This is a genomic window from Xanthomonas sp. WHRI 6106 (assembly GCF_040202405.1).
Classification (GTDB): Bacteria; Pseudomonadota; Gammaproteobacteria; order Xanthomonadales; family Xanthomonadaceae; genus Xanthomonas; species Xanthomonas cannabis.
Genome location: NZ_JBEGFC010000001.1, coordinates 445,939 through 464,397, shown reverse-complemented (window position 1 = coordinate 464,397; position 18,459 = coordinate 445,939). Strand labels below are relative to the sequence as shown.

Annotated in this window: 15 protein-coding genes, 1 other RNA gene and 2 pseudogenes; 9 read left to right on the top strand and 9 right to left on the bottom strand. The window is 65.7% G+C overall.

What is annotated here, in order from left to right:
• Positions 1 to 70: 70 nt before the first annotated feature.
• Positions 71 to 1,030 carry an acetyl-CoA carboxylase carboxyltransferase subunit alpha gene (locus tag ABQZ09_RS02095; RefSeq protein WP_228313695.1) on the top strand — a complete coding sequence of 320 codons (960 nt, stop codon included), beginning with the start codon at positions 71 to 73 and terminating at the stop codon, positions 1,028 to 1,030.
• A gap of 71 nt (positions 1,031 to 1,101) precedes the next feature.
• Positions 1,102 to 1,194: pseudogene (locus ABQZ09_RS19860) on the top strand (tetratricopeptide repeat protein); the annotation flags it as partial.
• A 77-nt stretch (positions 1,195 to 1,271) separates the two neighbouring features.
• On the opposite strand, the gene ABQZ09_RS02090 reads toward ABQZ09_RS19860, so the two are convergent.
• Entirely contained in the window at positions 1,272 to 1,718 is a 447-nt protein-coding gene (locus ABQZ09_RS02090; RefSeq protein WP_166750617.1) for a CopD family protein, read from the bottom strand.
• A 73-nt stretch (positions 1,719 to 1,791) separates the two neighbouring features.
• On the opposite strand from ABQZ09_RS02090, the gene ABQZ09_RS02085 reads away from it, so the two are divergent.
• The 3 genes from ABQZ09_RS02085 (at position 1,792) to ABQZ09_RS02075 (ending at position 4,645) form a co-directional block, all read left to right on the top strand.
• Positions 1,792 to 2,394 (top strand): methyltransferase, encoded by a 603-nt coding sequence (locus ABQZ09_RS02085; RefSeq protein WP_039409602.1) that lies wholly within the window; start codon positions 1,792 to 1,794, stop codon positions 2,392 to 2,394.
• A gap of 718 nt (positions 2,395 to 3,112) precedes the next feature.
• On the top strand, positions 3,113 to 4,456 hold the full coding sequence (locus ABQZ09_RS02080) for a polyhydroxyalkanoate depolymerase (protein WP_228313696.1): 1,344 nt from the start codon (positions 3,113 to 3,115) through the stop codon (positions 4,454 to 4,456).
• Between the two features lie 113 nt (positions 4,457 to 4,569).
• A non-coding RNA gene (locus ABQZ09_RS02075) (sX9 sRNA) lies at positions 4,570 to 4,645 on the top strand.
• 86 nt (positions 4,646 to 4,731) lie between these two features.
• Here ABQZ09_RS02075 and ABQZ09_RS02070 read toward each other — a convergent pair.
• Together ABQZ09_RS02070 and ABQZ09_RS02065 are read right to left on the bottom strand one after the other, a co-directional pair.
• A complete protein-coding gene (locus ABQZ09_RS02070; RefSeq protein ID WP_349775987.1) occupies positions 4,732 to 5,649 on the bottom strand; it encodes a sensor domain-containing protein in 918 nt (305 codons plus the stop codon).
• Positions 5,646 to 6,008 (bottom strand): PadR family transcriptional regulator, encoded by a 363-nt coding sequence (locus ABQZ09_RS02065; RefSeq protein ID WP_349775986.1) that lies wholly within the window; start codon positions 6,006 to 6,008, stop codon positions 5,646 to 5,648. The genes ABQZ09_RS02070 and ABQZ09_RS02065 overlap by 4 nt, the downstream gene beginning before the upstream one ends.
• 376 nt (positions 6,009 to 6,384) lie before the next feature.
• On the opposite strand from ABQZ09_RS02065, the gene ABQZ09_RS02060 reads away from it, so the two are divergent.
• The gene (locus ABQZ09_RS02060; protein WP_039409611.1) at positions 6,385 to 7,938 is read left to right on the top strand and encodes an alginate export family protein; all 1,554 of its coding nucleotides are present in this window, start codon (positions 6,385 to 6,387) and stop codon (positions 7,936 to 7,938) included.
• Between the two features lie 285 nt (positions 7,939 to 8,223).
• On the opposite strand, the gene ABQZ09_RS02055 is transcribed toward ABQZ09_RS02060, so the two are convergent.
• On the bottom strand, positions 8,224 to 9,579 hold the full coding sequence (locus ABQZ09_RS02055) for a hypothetical protein (protein ID WP_456362097.1): 1,356 nt from the start codon (positions 9,577 to 9,579) through the stop codon (positions 8,224 to 8,226).
• Between the two features lie 520 nt (positions 9,580 to 10,099).
• Here ABQZ09_RS02055 and ABQZ09_RS02050 point away from each other — a divergent pair.
• The 3 genes from ABQZ09_RS02050 to ABQZ09_RS02040 all read left to right on the top strand — a co-directional run bounded on the left by ABQZ09_RS02050 (position 10,100) and on the right by ABQZ09_RS02040 (position 13,700).
• Positions 10,100 to 10,774, top strand: coding sequence for a DUF502 domain-containing protein (locus tag ABQZ09_RS02050; protein WP_039409647.1), 675 nt, complete (start codon positions 10,100 to 10,102; stop codon positions 10,772 to 10,774).
• A gap of 4 nt (positions 10,775 to 10,778) precedes the next feature.
• Positions 10,779 to 11,555 (top strand): queuosine precursor transporter, encoded by a 777-nt coding sequence (locus tag ABQZ09_RS02045; protein WP_349775985.1) that lies wholly within the window; start codon positions 10,779 to 10,781, stop codon positions 11,553 to 11,555.
• 195 nt (positions 11,556 to 11,750) lie between these two features.
• Positions 11,751 to 13,700, top strand: coding sequence for a DUF885 domain-containing protein (locus ABQZ09_RS02040; protein ID WP_349775984.1), 1,950 nt, complete (start codon positions 11,751 to 11,753; stop codon positions 13,698 to 13,700).
• A 132-nt stretch (positions 13,701 to 13,832) separates the two neighbouring features.
• Here the strand turns inward: ABQZ09_RS02040 and mmuM are convergent, their stop codons facing one another.
• The 5 genes and pseudogenes from mmuM to ABQZ09_RS02015 form a co-directional block, all read right to left on the bottom strand.
• Positions 13,833 to 14,801 (bottom strand): homocysteine S-methyltransferase, encoded by a 969-nt coding sequence (gene mmuM, locus ABQZ09_RS02035; RefSeq protein ID WP_349775983.1) that lies wholly within the window; start codon positions 14,799 to 14,801, stop codon positions 13,833 to 13,835.
• Positions 14,798 to 16,195 carry an S-methylmethionine permease gene (gene mmuP / locus ABQZ09_RS02030; protein WP_349775982.1) on the bottom strand — a complete coding sequence of 466 codons (1,398 nt, stop codon included), beginning with the start codon at positions 16,193 to 16,195 and terminating at the stop codon, positions 14,798 to 14,800. The genes mmuM and mmuP overlap by 4 nt, the downstream gene beginning before the upstream one ends.
• A gap of 307 nt (positions 16,196 to 16,502) precedes the next feature.
• Positions 16,503 to 16,727: pseudogene (gene uvrD, locus ABQZ09_RS02025) on the bottom strand (DNA helicase II); the annotation flags it as partial.
• Positions 16,728 to 16,744: 17 nt separating this feature from the next.
• Positions 16,745 to 17,170, bottom strand: coding sequence for a hypothetical protein (locus tag ABQZ09_RS02020; RefSeq protein WP_349775981.1), 426 nt, complete (start codon positions 17,168 to 17,170; stop codon positions 16,745 to 16,747).
• Positions 17,171 to 17,226: 56 nt separating this feature from the next.
• Entirely contained in the window at positions 17,227 to 17,763 is a 537-nt protein-coding gene (locus ABQZ09_RS02015; protein WP_349775980.1) for a hypothetical protein, read from the bottom strand.
• Between the last annotated feature and the right edge of the window lie 696 nt (positions 17,764 to 18,459).

Sequence of the window (18,459 nt, the reverse complement as noted above, 5' to 3'; positions counted from 1 at the left end):
GCACGGCTGCGTACGGGCCAGCCACACCGCTTCAGCTACACTCCCCGCCTTACGTTGACGACGCCATTGCATGAATCCTAACTACCTCGACTTCGAGCAACCCATCGCCGATCTGGAAGCCAAGATCCAGGAACTGCGCAAGGCCAGTACCGGGCCTGCAGTCAACGTGGAAACCGAAGTCCGCGCCCTGCGCGACAAGCTGCGCGTGCGTACCGCGCAGATCTTCCGTGACCTGTCTGCCTGGCAGGTCTCGCAGCTGGCGCGCCATCCGCAGCGCCCGTACACGCTGGACTACATCGGCACCATCTGCGACGAATTCCAGGAACTGGCCGGCGACCGCGCCTATGCCGACGACAAGGCGATTGTCGGTGGCCTGGGCCGCATCGACAGCCGCCCGGTGGTGATCATCGGGCACCAGAAAGGCCGCGACACCAAGACCAAGGTGGCGCGCAACTTCGGCATGCCGCGCCCGGAGGGCTACCGCAAGGCGCTGCGCCTGATGAAGCTGGCCGAGCGTTTCCGCCTGCCACTGCTGACTTTCATCGACACCCCCGGCGCCTACCCGGGCATCGGTGCGGAAGAGCGCGGCCAGTCCGAGGCGATCGCGCGCAACCTGCTGGAAATGGCCGAACTCAAGATCCCGGTGATCTGCACGGTGATCGGCGAAGGCGGCTCCGGCGGCGCGCTGGCGATCGGCGTGGGCGACCGCACCCTGATGCTGGAATACGGCACCTATTCGGTGATTTCGCCGGAAGGCTGCGCCTCGATCCTGTGGAAGGACGCGGCCAAGGCCAAGGACGCCGCCGAACAGCTCGGCCTGACCGCCAAGCGCCTGAAGGGCCTGGGCCTGGTGGACAAGGTGATCCGCGAGCCCACCGGCGGCGCGCACCGCAATCCCGAGCAGATGGGCAAGCGCCTGAAGGCCGTGCTGCTCAACGAGCTGGACGCGCTGGAAAAGATCCCGGTGGAAACCTTGCTGCAGCAGCGCTACGAGCGCCTGCGTAGCTACGGTGCCTACGAGGGGCACTGAATGCTCGCGCTCCGTGGCCCGGAGCGCGCGCAACCCGCTAATGGACAGGACGTCCCAGCCACCCTGAGTCGCTGCTGCGCTCGATCGTGTTGCAGCTGGCCTGCTGCGTGCACGTGGTGCGCAGCGGTGGTCCGTCCTACCGGATGGTGATCCTGCTGACGTTTCAGGCCGGCATCGCGGCGACGTCAGCCTCGGCTCCTGCGTACGAGGCGACGCCATGCCGCCTTGCACGCAACGCCGCTCAGAACGGCTTGGCCAGCACCAGCCAGATCACACCGACCAGCAGGATCACCGGCACCTCGTTGAACAAACGCAGTGCACGCCCGCTCGGGACGGCACGGCCCTGGTCCACGCCCTTCAGCCAGCGCCCGGCCACGATGTAGTGCGCCAGGATCAACGCAACCGCGAACAGCTTGGCGTGTAGCCAACCGCCGGTCACCATGGTCGGGAAATCGGGAATCACGCGGTAGCCCTGCCACAGCACTGCGCCCAGCAGCAGCGCCAGCCCCAGCATGCTGTGGCCGAATTTGTACAGCCGCCGGCCCATCAGCACCAGGCGTGCGCGCACTGCAGATTCGCCGCCGGCTTCGGCGATGTTGACCAGGATGCGCGGCAGATAGAACACCGCCGCCATCCAGGCGATCACGAACAACAGATGGAAGGTCTTGATCCACAAATACAGGGTCATGCGCTGGCTCCGTTGGCTCGCGTAGGATGGCCCGCATTTTCACCCATCCGCACGCGCGAAAGCAGCTGAGACCATGCAGCAGTCAGACCAGAAACAGTACGACGCCCAGTATTTCCGCCGCTGGTATCGCGATGCCGGGCTGGCCGACCCCGCTCGCCTGCGACGCAAGGTCGCACTCGCGGTCGCACAGGCCGAGTACTACCTGGAACGCCCGATCCGCAGCGTGCTGGATGTCGGCTGCGGCGAAGCCGCATGGCGCGCGCCCTTGCTGGCGCTGCGTCCCAAGCTCAGCTACCTGGGCTTTGACAGCAGCGACTACGCCGTCCGGCGCTACGGCCGTAGCCGCCAGATCCACCCTGCCCGCTTCGGCGACTTCGCCTGGCTGCGCCCCTGCGCACCGGTAGATCTGCTGATCTGCTCGGATGTCCTGCATTACGTGCCCACGCGCGAATTCAATCAGGGCCTGCCCGGATTGGCCGACATGTGCGCAGGCGTGGCGTTTCTGGAAACCTTTGCCGAAGAAGATGCCTTCGAAGGCGACCATGACGGTTTTCAGGCGCGGCCATCGCGCTGGTACCGGCGCCGCTTCGCCAGCGTGGGCTTTACTGCGCTCGGGTCGCACTGCTGGTTGTCGCCGCAATTGGCTGGAGAGACGTCTGCATTGGAGCGCAGCTGAGCAGATGTTCGCGGCTGCTGGCGACCGGGGGAAGGCGCCTCGCAGGAACGGGTTGCGATGACGTACCAGGCTTGACGTGGTTGGTGTATCGCCAGCTCGCGTTTGATTCCGCGTGGGCTTCGCCCCGTACCCTCACCCCAACCCCTCTCCCGCAGGAGAGTGGCTTGCTTCTGCAGGCCCTGCGTCGGCCTACCGCCGAACGCCATCTTGCAACCGCGCGAGCTGTTCCTTCTTCTCCCGTCGGGAGAAGGTGCCCCGCAGGGGCGGATGAGGGTACGGGCGAAGCCTGATGCAATTTGAATGGACGTGGCTTCGCCCCGTACCCTGATCCCAACTCCTCTCCCGCAGGAGAGGGGCTTGCTTCTACGGGCCCTACGTCATCCGGCCGCCTAACGCCACCTTGCAACCGCGCGAGCTGTTCCTTCTCCCGTTGGGAAAAGGTGCCCCGCAGGGGCGGATGAGGGTACGGGCGAAGCCTGATGCAATTTGAATGGACGTGGCTTCGCACCGTACCCTCACCCCAACCCCTCTCCCGCAGGAGAGGGGCTTGCTTCTGCAGGCCCTGCGTCGGCCTGCCGCCAAGCGCGATCTTCCAGCCGTGCACACCATCTGAACGAGCACAGACAGCAGCAGATAACGCAGCCTATGTCTGCCATAGCTCCCATGACAGCCTCAACCGTCCGGAGCCCCATTAAGGTGCAAATGCGCCAAACCCGGTATGCTGCGCGGCAGCAAAACCGCACGGATGGGTGGAATGCTTTATCAACTGCATGAGCTGACCCGCAATCTGCTAGCCCCCTGGGTGCATCAGGCCCAGGCGAACGCCAAGATGTTCTCCGACCCCGACAGCCTGTGGGCATCGCTTCCCGGTGCCGAACGCATGGCCGCCAGCAACGAGCTGTTTCATCGGCTGGGCAAGGAATACGAAAAGCCTGCCTGGGCGCTGGACGATGTCGAGGTCGATGGCCATTCGCTGCCGATCATCGAACGCGAAGTGTTGAGCAAGCCGTTCAGCCGGCTGCTGCGCTTCAAGCGTTTCAGCGACCACGTCGAGCTGATCGGCAAGATGAAGGAGCAACCGGCCGTGCTGGTGGTGGCGCCGTTGTCCGGCCACCACGCCACCCTGTTGCGCGACACCGTGCGCACCCTGCTGCGCAACCACAAGGTCTATGTGACCGACTGGGTGGACGCGCGCATGGTGCCGCTGGAAGCAGGCGCGTTCCGGCTCGAGGACTACATCACCTACATCCAGGAGTTCATCCGCCATATCGGCGCCGAGCGCCTGCACGTGGTGAGCGTGTGCCAGCCCACGGTACCGGTGTTGGCGGCGGTCTCGCTGATGGCCAGCAACGACGAGCCCACCCCGCGCTCGCTGGTGATGATGGGCGGGCCGATCGATGCGCGCCGTAGCCCCACCCAGGTCAACAACCTGGCCACGGAAAACGGTATCGAGTGGTTCCAGAACAACCTGATCCACACCGTGCCGTTCCCGTATCCGGGCCATGGCCGTCAGGTGTATCCGGGCTTCCTGCAGCACGCCGGCTTCCTGTCGATGAACCCCAACCGGCACGTGATGTCGCACTGGGATTTCTACACCGATCTGGTCAAGGGCGACCTGCAGGATGCGCAAGCGCATCGGCAGTTCTACGACGAATACAACGCCGTGCTCGACATGCCGGCCGAGTATTACCTGGACACCATCCGCGTGGTGTTTCAGGAGTTTTTGCTGCCGCAGGGCAAGTGGAAAGTGGACGGCCAACTGGTCAAGCCATCGGCGATCCGCAATACCGCGCTGCTGAGCATCGAAGGCGAGCTGGACGACATCGCCGGCCTTGGCCAGACCGAAGCGGTACACGATCTGTGCACCGGCATCGATGCGGCGCATCGCCGTCATCTGGTGGTGGAAGGCGCCGGTCATTACGGCATCTTCAGCGGCCGTCGTTGGCGTGAAGTGGTGTACCCGCAGGTACGCGAATTCATCGCCCGCTACGATGCCGACCCGGTCGGCAGCCGCGACCCCGCCACCGTGACCCCGATCCGCAAGCGCGGCAAGCGCGCCTGAACCAAGAAATAAAATCCCCGGCACGGCCGGGGATTTTTTTGTATCGCCACCAAGGTCGCCCAGCAAACCTGCTACCCAACCGCCAGGTGCGCGCGGCCCGCGGCCAGCACGGTATATCTCGCGCGCACACTCCGGTTCCTGTGCGCTGCCCACACCCGACCGACAACTGCTCGCCATGTGTTGTCAGCTGTTCTACGTGCGACAGCACGCGAAGCAATGCCGGCCTGCAAACGCCATCATCGATGCTGTGCATGCTAATACATCGCTCGCGCGCGTCACGCAGCCGCTTCGCCACTCTTGACCAACAGCTGCTTGGCGAACATGCCGTGCAACTTGCCGAAGGCGCGCGCCAGATGCAGCGTGACGAACAACAACAGCACGCCCACCGCGAACAACGGCAACGTCAGCCAGGAACCGGTGATGTCCACGCCATCCCAGGTCAGCACGGCCGTGTTGTCGAACAACACGACAAGCGGTGAAGCGGCCAGCCCAAGCGACAGCGACAGCAGCGTGCAAAACACGGTGAAGTAGAGAGTTCCCAGCGGCAGCATCAACACGAAGTACAGCATCGTGCTCCAGGTGCGCACGTCGGTGAACATCGCGCCAATGCGTTGCAGCCAACTGCCCTGCAGGCCCGGATGTTGCGGTCGACGCGGCATGCGCACGCCCAGCAGCGTTTCGACCACGCGGCCTTCCACCAGCGACAACACCCGTACCGAGCCGAAGAACAACACCAGCAACGGCACGCCGATGATCAGGATCAGCAGCCCGATCGACAGGCTCGCGCCAGTGACGACCCAGGTGAAATAAAAAACGCCGGTAAGCAGCGACAGCAGCATGTAGAACAGTGCGCCATAGGTGCGCGGGTCGGCTGCCACACCGAAGAAGTTGCCAATCCACGATGCGCGTTTGGGCGGCGCCGGTGGACGCAACGCGCGGGTCACGGTCACTTCGGTTTCGCGGTAGATCTCGGCCACTTCCTCCGGCGCGCCGTAGCTGCCAGCCACGCCTGCAATGACCTCCGCCTCGCTCTTGCCGTGCTGTTCCGCAAGCTCGGCGCGCAGATATTCTTCGGCGTCGTAGAGCGCGTCCTGGATCATCGCCGGGTCGGCGCCCGCCAGCGCCTGCCGCAGCTGCGCCAGGTAATCGGAAATGGTGGTCGGCAACGGATGTGACTGCACAATCGTGTTCATAAGTGGGTCCCCTGCAGCACTGAGTCAACGGAATCACGGGTGGCGCGCCAGGCGGCGGTCCATTCGCGCAGGCAGTCACGCCCGCTGTCGTTAATGCGGTAATAACGGCGCGGCGGCCCAGACGCAGATGGCTCGATATGGCTCTGCAACAGCCCTGCCCCCTCCAGATTGCGCAGCACCGGGTACAGGGCGCTCTGCTTGCCGCTGAGCACGCCTCCCAGCCGCTCCAGCCGCTTGGCGATGAGGTAGCCGTACAGCGGCTCGTCCGCCTGTGCCAGGACGGCCAGCAAGGCCAGCGACACAGTGCCCGCACTCAGCTCCTTCTGAAATTTGCGTAGGTGGATATCTGGCTCGCTCATCGGCCATCTCCGCTAGGTCGAAGGTGATGCTATGTAGAACCTAGCTATAGTGGATGTGCCGGTAGTCACGGGCGGGGATTGGGGATTCGGCATTGGGGATTCGCCAAAACGAAAACAAAGCGGTGGTCGCCAGCTTGTTCGACCAGTGTCGGCGTCGCAGCGAGCTCCACCGCAAAAACCCAGCGCCGCCGTTGCGAATCCCCGATGCTGAATCCCCAATCCCCGCCCCGCTAGCGCCCGCCTACGCAAACCCCAGTCCGTTCATGAGCTTAGAACCTTTGGGTTACTGCGTTTCCGGCACGGCTTTACTACAGTCAACGCCCCCCGTGCCGATAAGCTTCGCTCAGGGGTTTTCATTTTTCGATGGGGCAAGACGATGCAATTGACACGCTTGGCGCAGCCGGCCATGGCTGATACTTCCTTTGGTGCCACGCGGCGCCTGTGCCTTGCGATCGGGTTGGCGTTGCCGGGCCTGGCGCTGGCGCAGGTGCAGCCGGCACCGGCCAATGCCGAGCAGGCCGTTGCCGAGCCGGCCAAGGCGCCGGTGACCACCGCGCCGGCCACCGCAAAGGGCTACCCGCAGGAAGCCCAGGGCTGGGGCGCCAAGCAGGGCGGCAACATGTGGCAGGTGCGCTGGGCCGAAGACTGGTCGTATTTGAAAGACACGTCCAAGCGCAAGAGCCCGTTCGATCCGCTCAAGTACATCCCGCTCAGCGAAGACGGCGATGTCTACGTCTCGCTCAGCAACGAGCTGCGCGTGCGCAGCAACACCATCACCAACCCAGGGCTGATTCCCGGTAGCCACTCGCAACAGCAGTATCTGCTGCGCGCGTTCTTCGGCGCGGACCTGCACGTGGGCGAACACTTCCGTCTGTACACGGAACTGGCGCACGGCAGCCTGGATGGGCGCAACGAAGGCGCCAAGACCGGTACGCAGGAGAACAACGCCATCCTGCAGCAGGTGTTCTTCGACGTGAAAGGCCGCATCGGCAGCGCCGACACCGGTTTGCGGGTCGGCCGCCAGGTCTTCGTCGATGGCCCCACCACCTTGATGGCGCTGCGCGACAATACCGACATCTTCGTCACCTTCAACGGTGCGCGTGCCTGGGCGATCGGCGACAAAACGCGTGTCGACGTGTTCGACTTCAATTTTAACCTGGATGGCACCGAAGGCCTGGGCGACGACCGTATCGACCGCTCGCGGCACTTCCGCGGTGTGGTCGGTGGCTACCGCCTGCCGACCGCCAAGCCGATGTACCTGGAACCGTTCTTCTATCAATTCCGCAACGACAATCAGGTGTGGGGCCGGCAGACCGCCGAAGAGCACCGCAATTACTACGGCCTGCGCCTGTGGGGCAACGTGGGCAAGCTGCGCACCGATTCGTTCGTGACCGTGCAGCGCGGCAGCTTTGGCGGACGCGACCTGCGTGCCTACATGGCCAGCACCTCCAACGCCTGGTCGCTGAGCGAAACCGGCTGGAAGCCGCGCCTGGGGTTCCATAGCGAAATCGCCTCCGGCGGTGGCGGCACCTCCGGTACCGGCACGCTGCGCAACAACAACTTCCTGTACGGCAACACGATCTATTTCAGCTGGGCCACCTTCTTCGGTCCGGTGAATCTGGTCACCGCCGCGCCGACCTTTACCTTCTCGCCCACCTCCAAGCTCACCGTGAATCTGGAATGGGAAACCCTGTGGCGCCAGACCACCAGCGATGCGATCTACAACAACCAGGCACGCGCCTATGCACGCACGCAGAACACCGGCGAGCGCCGCATCGGCACCATGCCGCGCATCAACGCCACCTGGAACATCGACCCGAACTGGTCGGTAACCTTCCGCGCCGAGCACCTGATGGCCGGCCCCGCGCTGGAAAGAGCCGGTTATGGCGATTCGACCTTCGTGATGGGCTGGTTGAATTTCCGCTTCTAAGCATGCGGCGGTACGCCTGCGCACCGATGCGGTGTGCGTTATTGCTGCGCGCCTGCACAGCGACACATCTACATGCCGCGTCCTGTCAGGGACGCGGCATGTTGCTTTTCAGCGTAGCTGACTGCGGTGGGTGCCATGACTGCGGCGCGCACGCCTCGCAATCCCGTGGTGATCGCACCGGCTCGGCCATGAAGTACCAGAGGCGCTGCTGACGGACCAGGTCGTGGCCTCACAGGCTCCACTAGCGACCTGATGGATGCGCCACGCCACTGACGCGTCGCGACGCTACTGGATCGCAGTGCTCGCGCGCTCCGCAAGCCGGCTGGCCGGCAGTGGCCAGCGATCGTCTCCGGCACCGTCCTCGCGTCTGGCATACCGAGCGATGGTCAGATGTTTGCCGTCGCCGCCAGCCTGCAGCGGGCGCATCTGTCCGCGCAGTGCAGGCGGCAGCTCGGCAAGTCGCTGCGCAAGCGGCCGCGTATCGGCCGGGCGATCGCGCAACCACAGCAGGGCTGCCACCGCATGGACTGCCGCGGCAGTGTCCTGCAGCTTGTGCTGGTAATTGGCATAGTCCGGACGCGCCGCGCTGACCAACAGGCAGCCGGTGGCATTGGCCACGCAGGCCACCGTGGCCGTGTCGGGCGTTGCCACCATGCCGGGCGGCAGCGCCTGATCCTGCGCCAGCAATGCCCGCACCGGCGCGCTGCAGGCCCAGGTAAAGGTCGGTGCCAGCAGCGCCTGGGTGCGCTCGCGGTCCAGTAGCCGTGGCGAGATGCGATCCAGCCAGTCGCGATCGCCATCCTGGACAGACGCGTCCTGCAGCATCGAAAACACCAAGCGCGATTCGCCGTGCAGCGCATTGCACAGCGAGATCTCTTCCATCGCGGCCGGTGCGAATGCCGCGGCGCACTGCGCAGGCAGCGGCGGCTGCGCCGGCAGCTCGGCCAGCATGTCCGCAAACAGCTGCGCGTTGCCGCGCAGCATCGCCGCGCCGATCATCGTGACCGCCAGGTTGTCGCTGCTACGCAGCAGCACCCGGGCAACCTGCGCGTTGGTGCAGACATCGCTCAAGGCCTGGGTGGTACGCCCCTGGACGAAATCCAGTGCGCTGGCGGTCATCGACAGCGGCATCCGCGGCAGCTCGGGCAACGTCATATCGGCGCGTGGCCGGAACGGGCTGCGGTAGTCGGTGTAGTTGGCCAATGCCCGCATCTTGCTCAGCATCGGCGCCTGTGCGGCCAGCGCATCGGCATAGGCCTGCGGTTGTTCGCGTACGTGCTGTAAACATCCGCCTGCGCTGGCGCTGCACAGGGCTGGCGCGGTGGCTGGCCAGCTTGGCAGGCGCGGATAGTCCGCGACGGCACTGCGAAACGGCGCCTCGCTTGGCAGCCGATTCAGGCGTTCCACGTCCTGGGCCAGCACGGTCTTGCGCTGCGCTTCCGGAACCGCGTAGGACAGCGACCAGAGCGCCACGAACATATTGGCCCCACGCAACGGCGGCAGCGGTTGACGTAGCTGCGCCAGCGCCTGCCGCTGTGCATCGGGAATGGGCCAACGTTGGGAGACGGCATACAGCGCCGCTACTACCGCAAGCAGGATGCACACACCGAGCAAGGCGGTCTTGAGGAACTTGGCAAGCATGTGCACATCCATCCCTGGGAAACTGCGCATCTTAGTGCCATCGGCGCAGCACCGCGACGGGTGGACGAAGACGCGTCCACGTATCGGCATCGCGTTCTTCAGCAGGCAAAAGCAGCGACAACCGATTGGATGACACACACGCGCAATGTCCGGGCAAAGGCGGCGGACGCTGGCGACGGCCTGCCGGTTTTCATGCAGCGTGGCTAGGATGGTCGGGTCGCCGACATCAATGGCGGTCGTACCCTCATCCGGCGCTACGCGCCACCTTCTCCCGGCGGGAGAAGGGAGCGGCCTTTGTCTTGCCTTTGCCCTTGCCCTTGCCCTCGCCCTTGCCTTTGCCACTGACACTGCAACTGCCTCTGCCCCAGCAGTTGCAGTTGCAGTTGCAGTTGCAATTGCCGCAGCAACTACCAATCGCAGCAGTCCAACAGTGAGTGAGCGCGTTTACAAACCCCGAATGCCCACTCCCCAATCCCGGCCTCACCTCCACCGGACGCGGCCGAATGCCTACACTATGCAGATGTCCGAATCCCCCACTCCGCATTCCCGCCCTTCCCTGCAACGCGTGTTTCTCACCGGGTTGCTGACCTTGCTGCCGGTCTGGCTGACCTGGGTGGTGGTGAAGTTTGTGTTCGCGCTGCTCTCGGGCATCAGCAGCCCCTGGGTGGTGCCGCTGTCCGAGCGTATCGCCGCCTCGTTCCCGGATAACCTGGGCTGGATCAAGGCGCTCTGGGTGCAGAACACCATCGCGCTGATCGCCACCGTGGCGGCGATCCTGTTTGTCGGCATCCTGAGCCGGCGCGTGATCGGCCAGCGTCTGCTGCGCTGGTTCGAGGCGATCATGCGGCGCATCCCGCTGGCCAGCGTGGTCTACGACAGCGCGCGCAAGTTGCTCGACATCCTGCAGACCCAGCCGGGCAGCACCCAGCGCGTGGTGCTGATCGACTTTCCGCATCGCGACATGAAGTCGGTCGGCCTGGTCACCCGCGTCATCAAGGAACAGGGCACCGGCCGCGAGCTGGCGGCGGTGTATGTGCCGACCACGCCCAACCCGACCTCCGGCTATCTGGAAATCGTGCCGGTGGAGCTGCTCACGCCCACCGACTGGAGCGTGGATCAGGCGATGAGCTTCATCATCTCCGGCGGCGCAGTGGCACCCGAATCGGTTCCCTTCACCCGGACCGCGGACCGCTGAGACCATGACGCACACGCGTACCCTCGACGATCGTGCGGTACGCCTGTTCATTGCGCTGGCCGCGTTCTTCTGCGTCAACGCGGCACTGGCCGAGTTCATCGGCGTCAAGATCTTCGCGCTGGAAGATACGTTGGGCATCGCGCCGTTGAACTGGAACCTGTTCGGTCAACGCGGCTCGCTGAGTTTCACCGCCGGCACCTTGTTGTGGCCGGTGGTGTTCATCATGACCGACACCATCAACGAGTTCTTCGGCAGCCGCGGGGTGCGTTTCATCTCGTGGGTGGCGGTGGCGTTGATCGGCTACGGCTTCGCGTTCGCCTTTGCGGCCATTGCGCTGGCGCCGGCCGGGTGGTGGGTGACCGCGGCGCAGAGCCAGGGCGTGCCGGACTATCAGGCCGCCTTTGCGGCGGTGCTCGGGCAAGGGCTGTGGACCATCGGCGGCTCGCTGGTGGCGTTCCTGGTCGGCCAGTTGATCGACGTGTCGGTGTTCCATCGCATCCGCAAGCTCACTGGCGAACGGCACGTGTGGCTGCGCGCCACCGGCTCCACTGCGGTGTCGCAGCTGGTGGACAGCTTCGTGGTGATCTACATCGCCTTCGTGCTCGGGCCCCAGCACTGGTCGATGGATCAGTTCCTGGCGGTGAGCACGCTCAACTATGTGTACAAGATGGGCTTTGCCGTCCTGCTGATCCCGCTGCTGTATCTGGCGCGCCGCGGCATCGGCGCCTACCTGGGCGCCGAGCGGGCCGAACAGTTGCGCCAGGACGCCGCGGCCGATTGAGCGGCAAGGCTTGCCGGGTGGCGCGCTTCCCAGGCGCTGCAAGGCATCCGCCGATTGCCGCGCTGCATCATCCGAAGCGGAACCACGTCCAGCCAGTGCGCTGCATGAATTGCCGATAGGCGGTATGACCGCGATGGGTGGCCGTAACCGTGCGGATCGGGCAAGCTCCCCGCTCGCTTGTTTCCGGAGCCGGTAATGCCCCTCAGCTTTTCCCGCCTGCTGTCGCTGGCCCTCGCCGCCGTGTTGAGCCTGCCAGTGGCAGCGCCCGCCGATGCGGCCAAGAAGAAGACCGCCAAGGCACAGACCACGCAGACGCGCGCGAAGGCGAGCAAAGCCAAGAAGACCACCAAACCCGCGGCCAAGGGCTCCAGGACCGCCAAGGGCAGCAAGGCAGCCAAGGCGCGCCCGCGGCCCGTCGTTGCCCCGGTGGTGCTGACCAAGGCCCAGCAACTCAACCTGCTCTACGACCAGTACTGGGACGCCTCGCTCAAGCTCAACCCGCTGCAGGCCACCTTCCAGGGCGAGAGCCGCTACAACGACCAGTTGCCCAACTTCCTGTCGCCGGCATTCCGTCAGCAGTCGCACGATTTCACCGTGCTGTGGCTGGGCAAGGCCGAGGCGCTCGGGCCGGACGGTCTGAGCGGCCAGGACCTGTTGAGCTACCAGATCTTCGTGCGCGATGCGCGCAGTGCGCTGGCCGCCGAGCAGTTCCCCAGCTGGATGCTGCCGATCAACCAGTTCTACAACATCGCCAGCATTGCCGTGGTGCTGGGCTCGGGCACCGGCGCCCAGCCGTTCAAGACGGTCAAGGATTACGACAACTGGTCGCGGCGTGCGCTGGGCATCCCGGACCTGTTCGACCAGGCCATCACCAACATGCGCGCCGGCATGCAGGCCGGCGTGGTGCAGCCCAAGGTGCTGATGCAGAAAGTGCTGCCGCAGCTGGACGCGATCATTGCACGCAGTGCCGAGGACAGCCTGTTCTGGGGGCCGATCCGCAACCTGCCGGCCGACATGCCCGAAGCCGACAAGCAGCGCCTCACCGCCGAGTACAAGCGGCTAATCGAGGTGCGCATCCTGCCGGCCTACCGCGCGCTGCGCGGCTTCATCGCCACCGAATACCTGCCGGCCTGTCGCGACACCGACGGCCTGGCGGCACTGCCCAACGGCGCGGCCTGGTACGCCTACGACGTGCGCCAGAGCACCACCTCGGAGCTGAGCCCGGAGCAGATCCACCAGATCGGGCTGGACGAGGTGGCGCGCCTGCAGGGCGAGATCCAGGCGCTGACCAAGCAGGTCAAGTTCCGCGGCAACCTGCCCAAGTTCTACAAGTTCATGCAGACCGACAGGCGCTTCAGCTTCCGCAGCGAGACCGAGCTGCTGGGGTATTACCGGGGCCTGCAGGGACGCGTGCAGGGCGCGGTGCCGCGCCTGTTCACCGTCCAGGGCATGCCGGAGCTGGAAGTGCGGGCGGTGGAACCGCAGCGCGCGCAGTCGGCAGCCAGCGGCTCGTACATGCGCCCGAGTGCCAACGGCAGCGCGGGCAGCACGCCGGGTATCTTCTACGTCAACACCTCCGACCTGCCCTCGCGCAAGACCTGGGAAGCGGAGAGCCTGTACCTGCACGAGGCGATCCCCGGCCATCACTACCAGCTGGGCCTGCAGCAGCAACTGACCGACCTGCCCAAGTTCCGTCGCCTGGGCGGCGAGACCGCGTACATCGAAGGCTGGGGGCTGTACGCCGAATCGCTGGGCCGCGAGCTGGGGCTGTATCAGGACCCGTACAACTATTACGGCTACCTGCAGAACGCGCTCTGGCGCTCGATCCGGCTGGTCGCCGATACCGGCCTGCACAGCAAGGGCTGGACCCGCACGCAGGCGATCGACTACATGCTGGACAACTCGGCGATGAGCCGCACCGATGCCGAAGCCGAGGTCGATCGCTACATGGCCATCCCCGGCCAGGCGCTGGCCTACAAGGTGGGCGAGATGAAGATCGCGCAGCTACGCGAACAGGCCCAACGCGAGCTGGGGCCGCGCTTCGACGTGCGCGCCTTCCACACCGAAGTGCTCAAGGACGGCTCGGTGCCGCTGGAGATCCTGCAGGAGAAGATCCAGCGCTGGATCGCCACCCAGAAGGGCTGAGGCAGACACGCGCGGCACAGTCCCGTCGCGCGCGTCCCGAAACCGGCGTGCCACCGCTCGCCGGCAGACGCGCCGCGCCTGCCCGTCCACCGCGGCGGCGGCGGCCACGGCGCGCCACCGCCGTGACCATCGTCAGCCCCGGGCGGCCGCCCGCGCCGCGGCCAACGCGGCGATATCGCGCGGCGTGGTGCGGCAACAGCCGCCGATCAGGCGCGCGCCGGCGGCCAGCCACTGCGTGTGCTGGTCGGCCAGGGTGCACGCCGGCGCATCGCCGGCGTGCCAGCGCTTGTCGCTGGCGTCGTAGTGTTCGCCCGAGTTGGGGTAGACCACCAACGGCAGCGTGGTCAGCGCCGCCAGGCTCTGCAACGCTGCAGTGACCTGGTCCAGCGCAATGCAGTTGATCCCCACCGCCAGCACCTGCGGGCAGGCATCCAATGCCGGCACCACCTGCGCCAACGGCGTGCCATCGCTCAGATGCGCCGCGTCGCGCAGGGTGAACGAAAACCATGCGTGCAGCTGCGGAAATTCTTCCAGCACCCGGCGCAAGGCGTCGATCTCGCTGGCCGAAGGCAAGGTCTCGCAGGCCAGCACGTCCACCCCGGCCGCGGCCAGCGCGGCGATGCGCGGACGGTGGAAGTCCATCATCTGCGCCAGCGGCAGCACGTAGTCGCCGCGATATTCCGAGCCATCGGCCAGATAGGCACCGTACGGCCCGACCGACCCTGCCACCCATAGCGGCGCGGCCTGCGGCCGGCCCTGCAGATGATCGGCGCGCGCCTGCACGGCCAGCGCCACGCTGCGCGCGATCAGGGCCTGCGACTGCGCCAGGTCCAGGCCGCGCGCGGCAAAACCCAACGGCGTGGCCTGGTAGCTGGCGGTAATCGCGCAGTGCGCTCCGGCAGCAAAATAATCGCGGTGCACCTGGTAGATCAGCTCCGGCTGCTCCATCAGCACGCGCGCCGACCACAGCGCATCGTTGAGATCGCAGCCGCGCTGTTCCAGCTCGGTGGCCAGGGCGCCGTCCAGCAACACATAACCGTCATGCTGCAAGGCCTGGCTGAAAGGCGCGTTGGCGCGCGGCTGGCGTGGAAGAATCGTCATGGGTGCAGTCTCCGGGCCGCAAGCCATTGGGTGAATGCGTAGGCGCCATAACACAGCGCGACGAAGGGAATGCCGCAGTACAGCGCGATGCGCTGCTGCGGATCGAACGCCAGGCCGATGCAGGCCAGCAGACACAGCAAAAAGCCCAGGATCGGCGTCCACGGATACCACGGCGCACGGTACGCCAACGTCTCCAGCGCAACCGCATCGCGCAGCAGCTGGCGGCGAAACCGGTAATGCGCAGCGCAGATGCTCAGCCAGACCACCACCACCGCAAAGCCGGAGACCGCCGAAATGGCGACGAACACGGTGTCGGCCGCATACACGCCGGTGAGCAGCGCCAGCAAGCCGCCCAGCATGCTCAGCGACACCGCGCGCAAGGGGATGCCGCGGCGGGTCAGACGCGCCAGGCCCGCGGGCAGGGTGCCCTCGTTGGCCAGCGACCACAGCATGCGCGCGGCTGCGTACAGGCCGGAATTGGCCGCCGACAGGATCGCGGTGAGGATCACCGCATTCAGGATATCCGCCGCATACGGAATGCCCAGCAATTCGAATGCGCGCACGAACGGGCTTTTTTCCACCGCTGCCTGCCCGGCCGGCAGCAAGGCGGCAAGCACCAGTACCGTGCCTACGAACAACACCACCAGCCGTACCAGCGTGGTGCGGATCGCCAGCGGAATCGCGCGTGCCGGCTGCGCGGTTTCACCGGCGGCCACGCCGATCAATTCAGTGCCGGAAAACGCGAAGTTCACCGCCACCATCGTCATCAGGATCGGCAAGCTGCCCTGCGCAAACCAGCCGTCGGCGCGCAGATGGCGCAGCCCCGGTGCAGGCGAACCGTCGGCCAGCGGCAGCACACCGATCACTGCCGCGCCACCCAGCACGATGAACACCACGATGGTGATCACCTTGATCAACGAAAACCAGAATTCGCCCTCGGCAAACCAGCGCGCCGACACCGTGTTCAAGCCGAAGATCAGCGCGCAGAACAGCAGGCACCACGGCCATGCCGGGCTATGCGGAAACCAGTACTGCATGCAGAACGCCGCGGCGGTCAGGCTCGATCCCAATGCCACCGTCCAGGTCAGCCAGTACAACCACGCCACCACGTAGCCGGTGGCCGGGCCCAGATAACGCGCCGCATACACATGGAATGCGCCGGTCTGCGGCATCGCCACTGCCACCTCGCCCAGGCACTGCATCACCAGGTACACCACCAGCGCGCCGATCAGATACGCGATCACCGTGCCCAGCGCGCCGGTGCTGGCAATGATGTAACCGGTGTTGAAAAACAGCCCGGTACCGATCACCCCGCCCAGCGACAGCATCACCAGATGACGCACCTGCATGCTGCGCTGGAACTGCGGTGCGGTGGTCGACGACGACTCGGGCATGGGTGCATCTGATCGGGGGGAAGCCGTATCCTGCCACGCGCAGGCAGGCGGGCACAGCCGTGTGCGGACGAACCATGAGCCATGCGCTCTGGCTGACTGACGGGCGGCGATGCCGCCAATTGGTATCCGCAGTCCCTCGACCTGCCACATCATCACCATCCAGCTGCGCAAACCTCTGCGCGCGGCCGGTCTGCCCACGAACCTTCCAATACCACAGCACCGTGCATGCGATGACCTTGCTGCGCTCTGCATCGCGGGCACACGCCTGCCCTGTACGTGCGACGCGCCTTGACCGTGCCGGGTCCAACTAGGCCTGCACGCGGGAAGGCGCGCCGTTGTCCTCGTCGTCGGTGACCACGCCGCCGACCCTGGGATGCTGCACGTTGGCGCCGAGCGTGATCGCCGGCGCCTCGATCATGCCGTGCCGGATGCTGCGCGGCGCGCCCAGCGAGGCGCTACGCGAGACCCGCACCTTCGGCCGCACGTCGTGCAGCAGTTCGCGCGGGATCTCGCGCAGGACGCGCGAGGGCAGAACGTTCGCCGTGCCGGTCAGGGATCGAGCCGGCAATACGCGCCCGGGGTATAGCCGAAGCTCTCGCGCATCGCGTTGCGAAACTCCGCGAACGTGAAGTCTGTCGCCACGCGCATCAACACGCCGGCATAGGCACCGCCGGTTTTGCCGTCGCTGCCGGTGCCCCACTGCACCTGCCAGGTCGCGTAGGTGTTCCCGTCGTGGGTCTGGGCGCGCTGCAGGTCCACACGCAGGCCTTTGACCAGATCCATGCCCACGATCACGCCTTCGCTGTTGGCATAGTCGGCGGGGACTTGGAGCACTGTATCGTCGTTGACCTTACTGCGGCCGATACCGACATAGTTGGCGATCTTCGCCGTCAGGTAGTCGTCGAGCACATGCTTGCGGATCTTGCTGCTGGCACTGCTGAACGTGCCGGTGCCGTTGTTGGTGTAGGTGGTCATGGAGACAGTCCTCTTGTGTTGGGTGGATGCGCGGATGGGCGGCGGTGCAGTGCCGGTCAGAGTTTGTGCAGGCGTTCGATGAACCCGGCGCGGTCCTCGATGCGCTGTTCGGTCGCGATCAGCGGCCTGCCCTGCCAGGTCGCCCTGCCCACGCGAGCGAGAGTTGCCTCGGTATCGCGTCTATCGCAGGCAGTCATCACTCCCTCGCTCACGGTCAACGGCGCATAGCGGATCAGCACCCGGTCGTGTGCGGTGTAGACCAACTGGCTGGACGCGGCCGCGGTCACCTGGGCCAGCACAGTCTCGGGCTGCTCAACCAGCGCAGGCAAGCGGCCCGATGTCAGCGTTTCGATGCGACTGCTGTTGCAGATGCCCGACCAGCCGGCGAACACGCCGTGCTCGGTGAGCAGCGGGACCAGTTGCGGCAGCGAGGCCAGCGAAAAGCAGGTATCGACGATCAGCGCCGGCGTGCGGATGCCGATGGCGACCAGATCCTCGATGAACTTCGTGAACACTTTGACATCGCTGCAGCCGTTGAACTGGGTCGGTGCGCCGCGGTTGTCCACATTGCCGTGGCCGCCGCCGATCCACACCGTGTCGTACTGCAACTGCGGCGTGTCCTGCGCGTGCGCGGCAAGGCTGCGACGATCGCGTCGCGACCTGGCAGCGTGTCGGCCGGGTGCTGGATCACATGTACGCCCTGGGGGATGGATTTGAGATGCGGCGGGTGGAACGCGAGAATGGACATGGGTAAGTTCCTGACATGGAAGGACGATGCCCCGGCGGCGATGCAAACGCGCACCGATACGACATCGGTGTCCAGCATCGGTTGCGTCGACAGTGCCGCCCATCGGCAAACCCCTGACATCGGCCTGCCAGGCGGAGGATGTTGGCGCTGCACGTGCGCGCTGGCGCCGTGGACGAGTCAGCCGTGCGGTGGTCTTCGCTGTGCACGCACGGAGCGCTGCGTCAGGCGCATTGCATCACTTCCGCCCGATGTCGATCGGCCAACCTGCCCAACGGACACAGACGGGCACGGCCGTGCGTTGGCGAGCGGTGAAACAGGGCCTGCGGCTAACGCTCGGGCGGTTATGCTGCCGACTGGTTTCTGCCGGTCCTCTGACATGCCGCACCATTACCTTCCATCTGCGCAACCATCCGCGCACTACCTGCTTGCTGTGGGCTTGCCCACAACGCTGCCAATGTCACAGCACCCTGCGTGCGATGACGCGACTGCGTCCTGCATCGCGGGCACACGCCTGCCCTCTGCAGGCGCGGCGCCGTCGAGC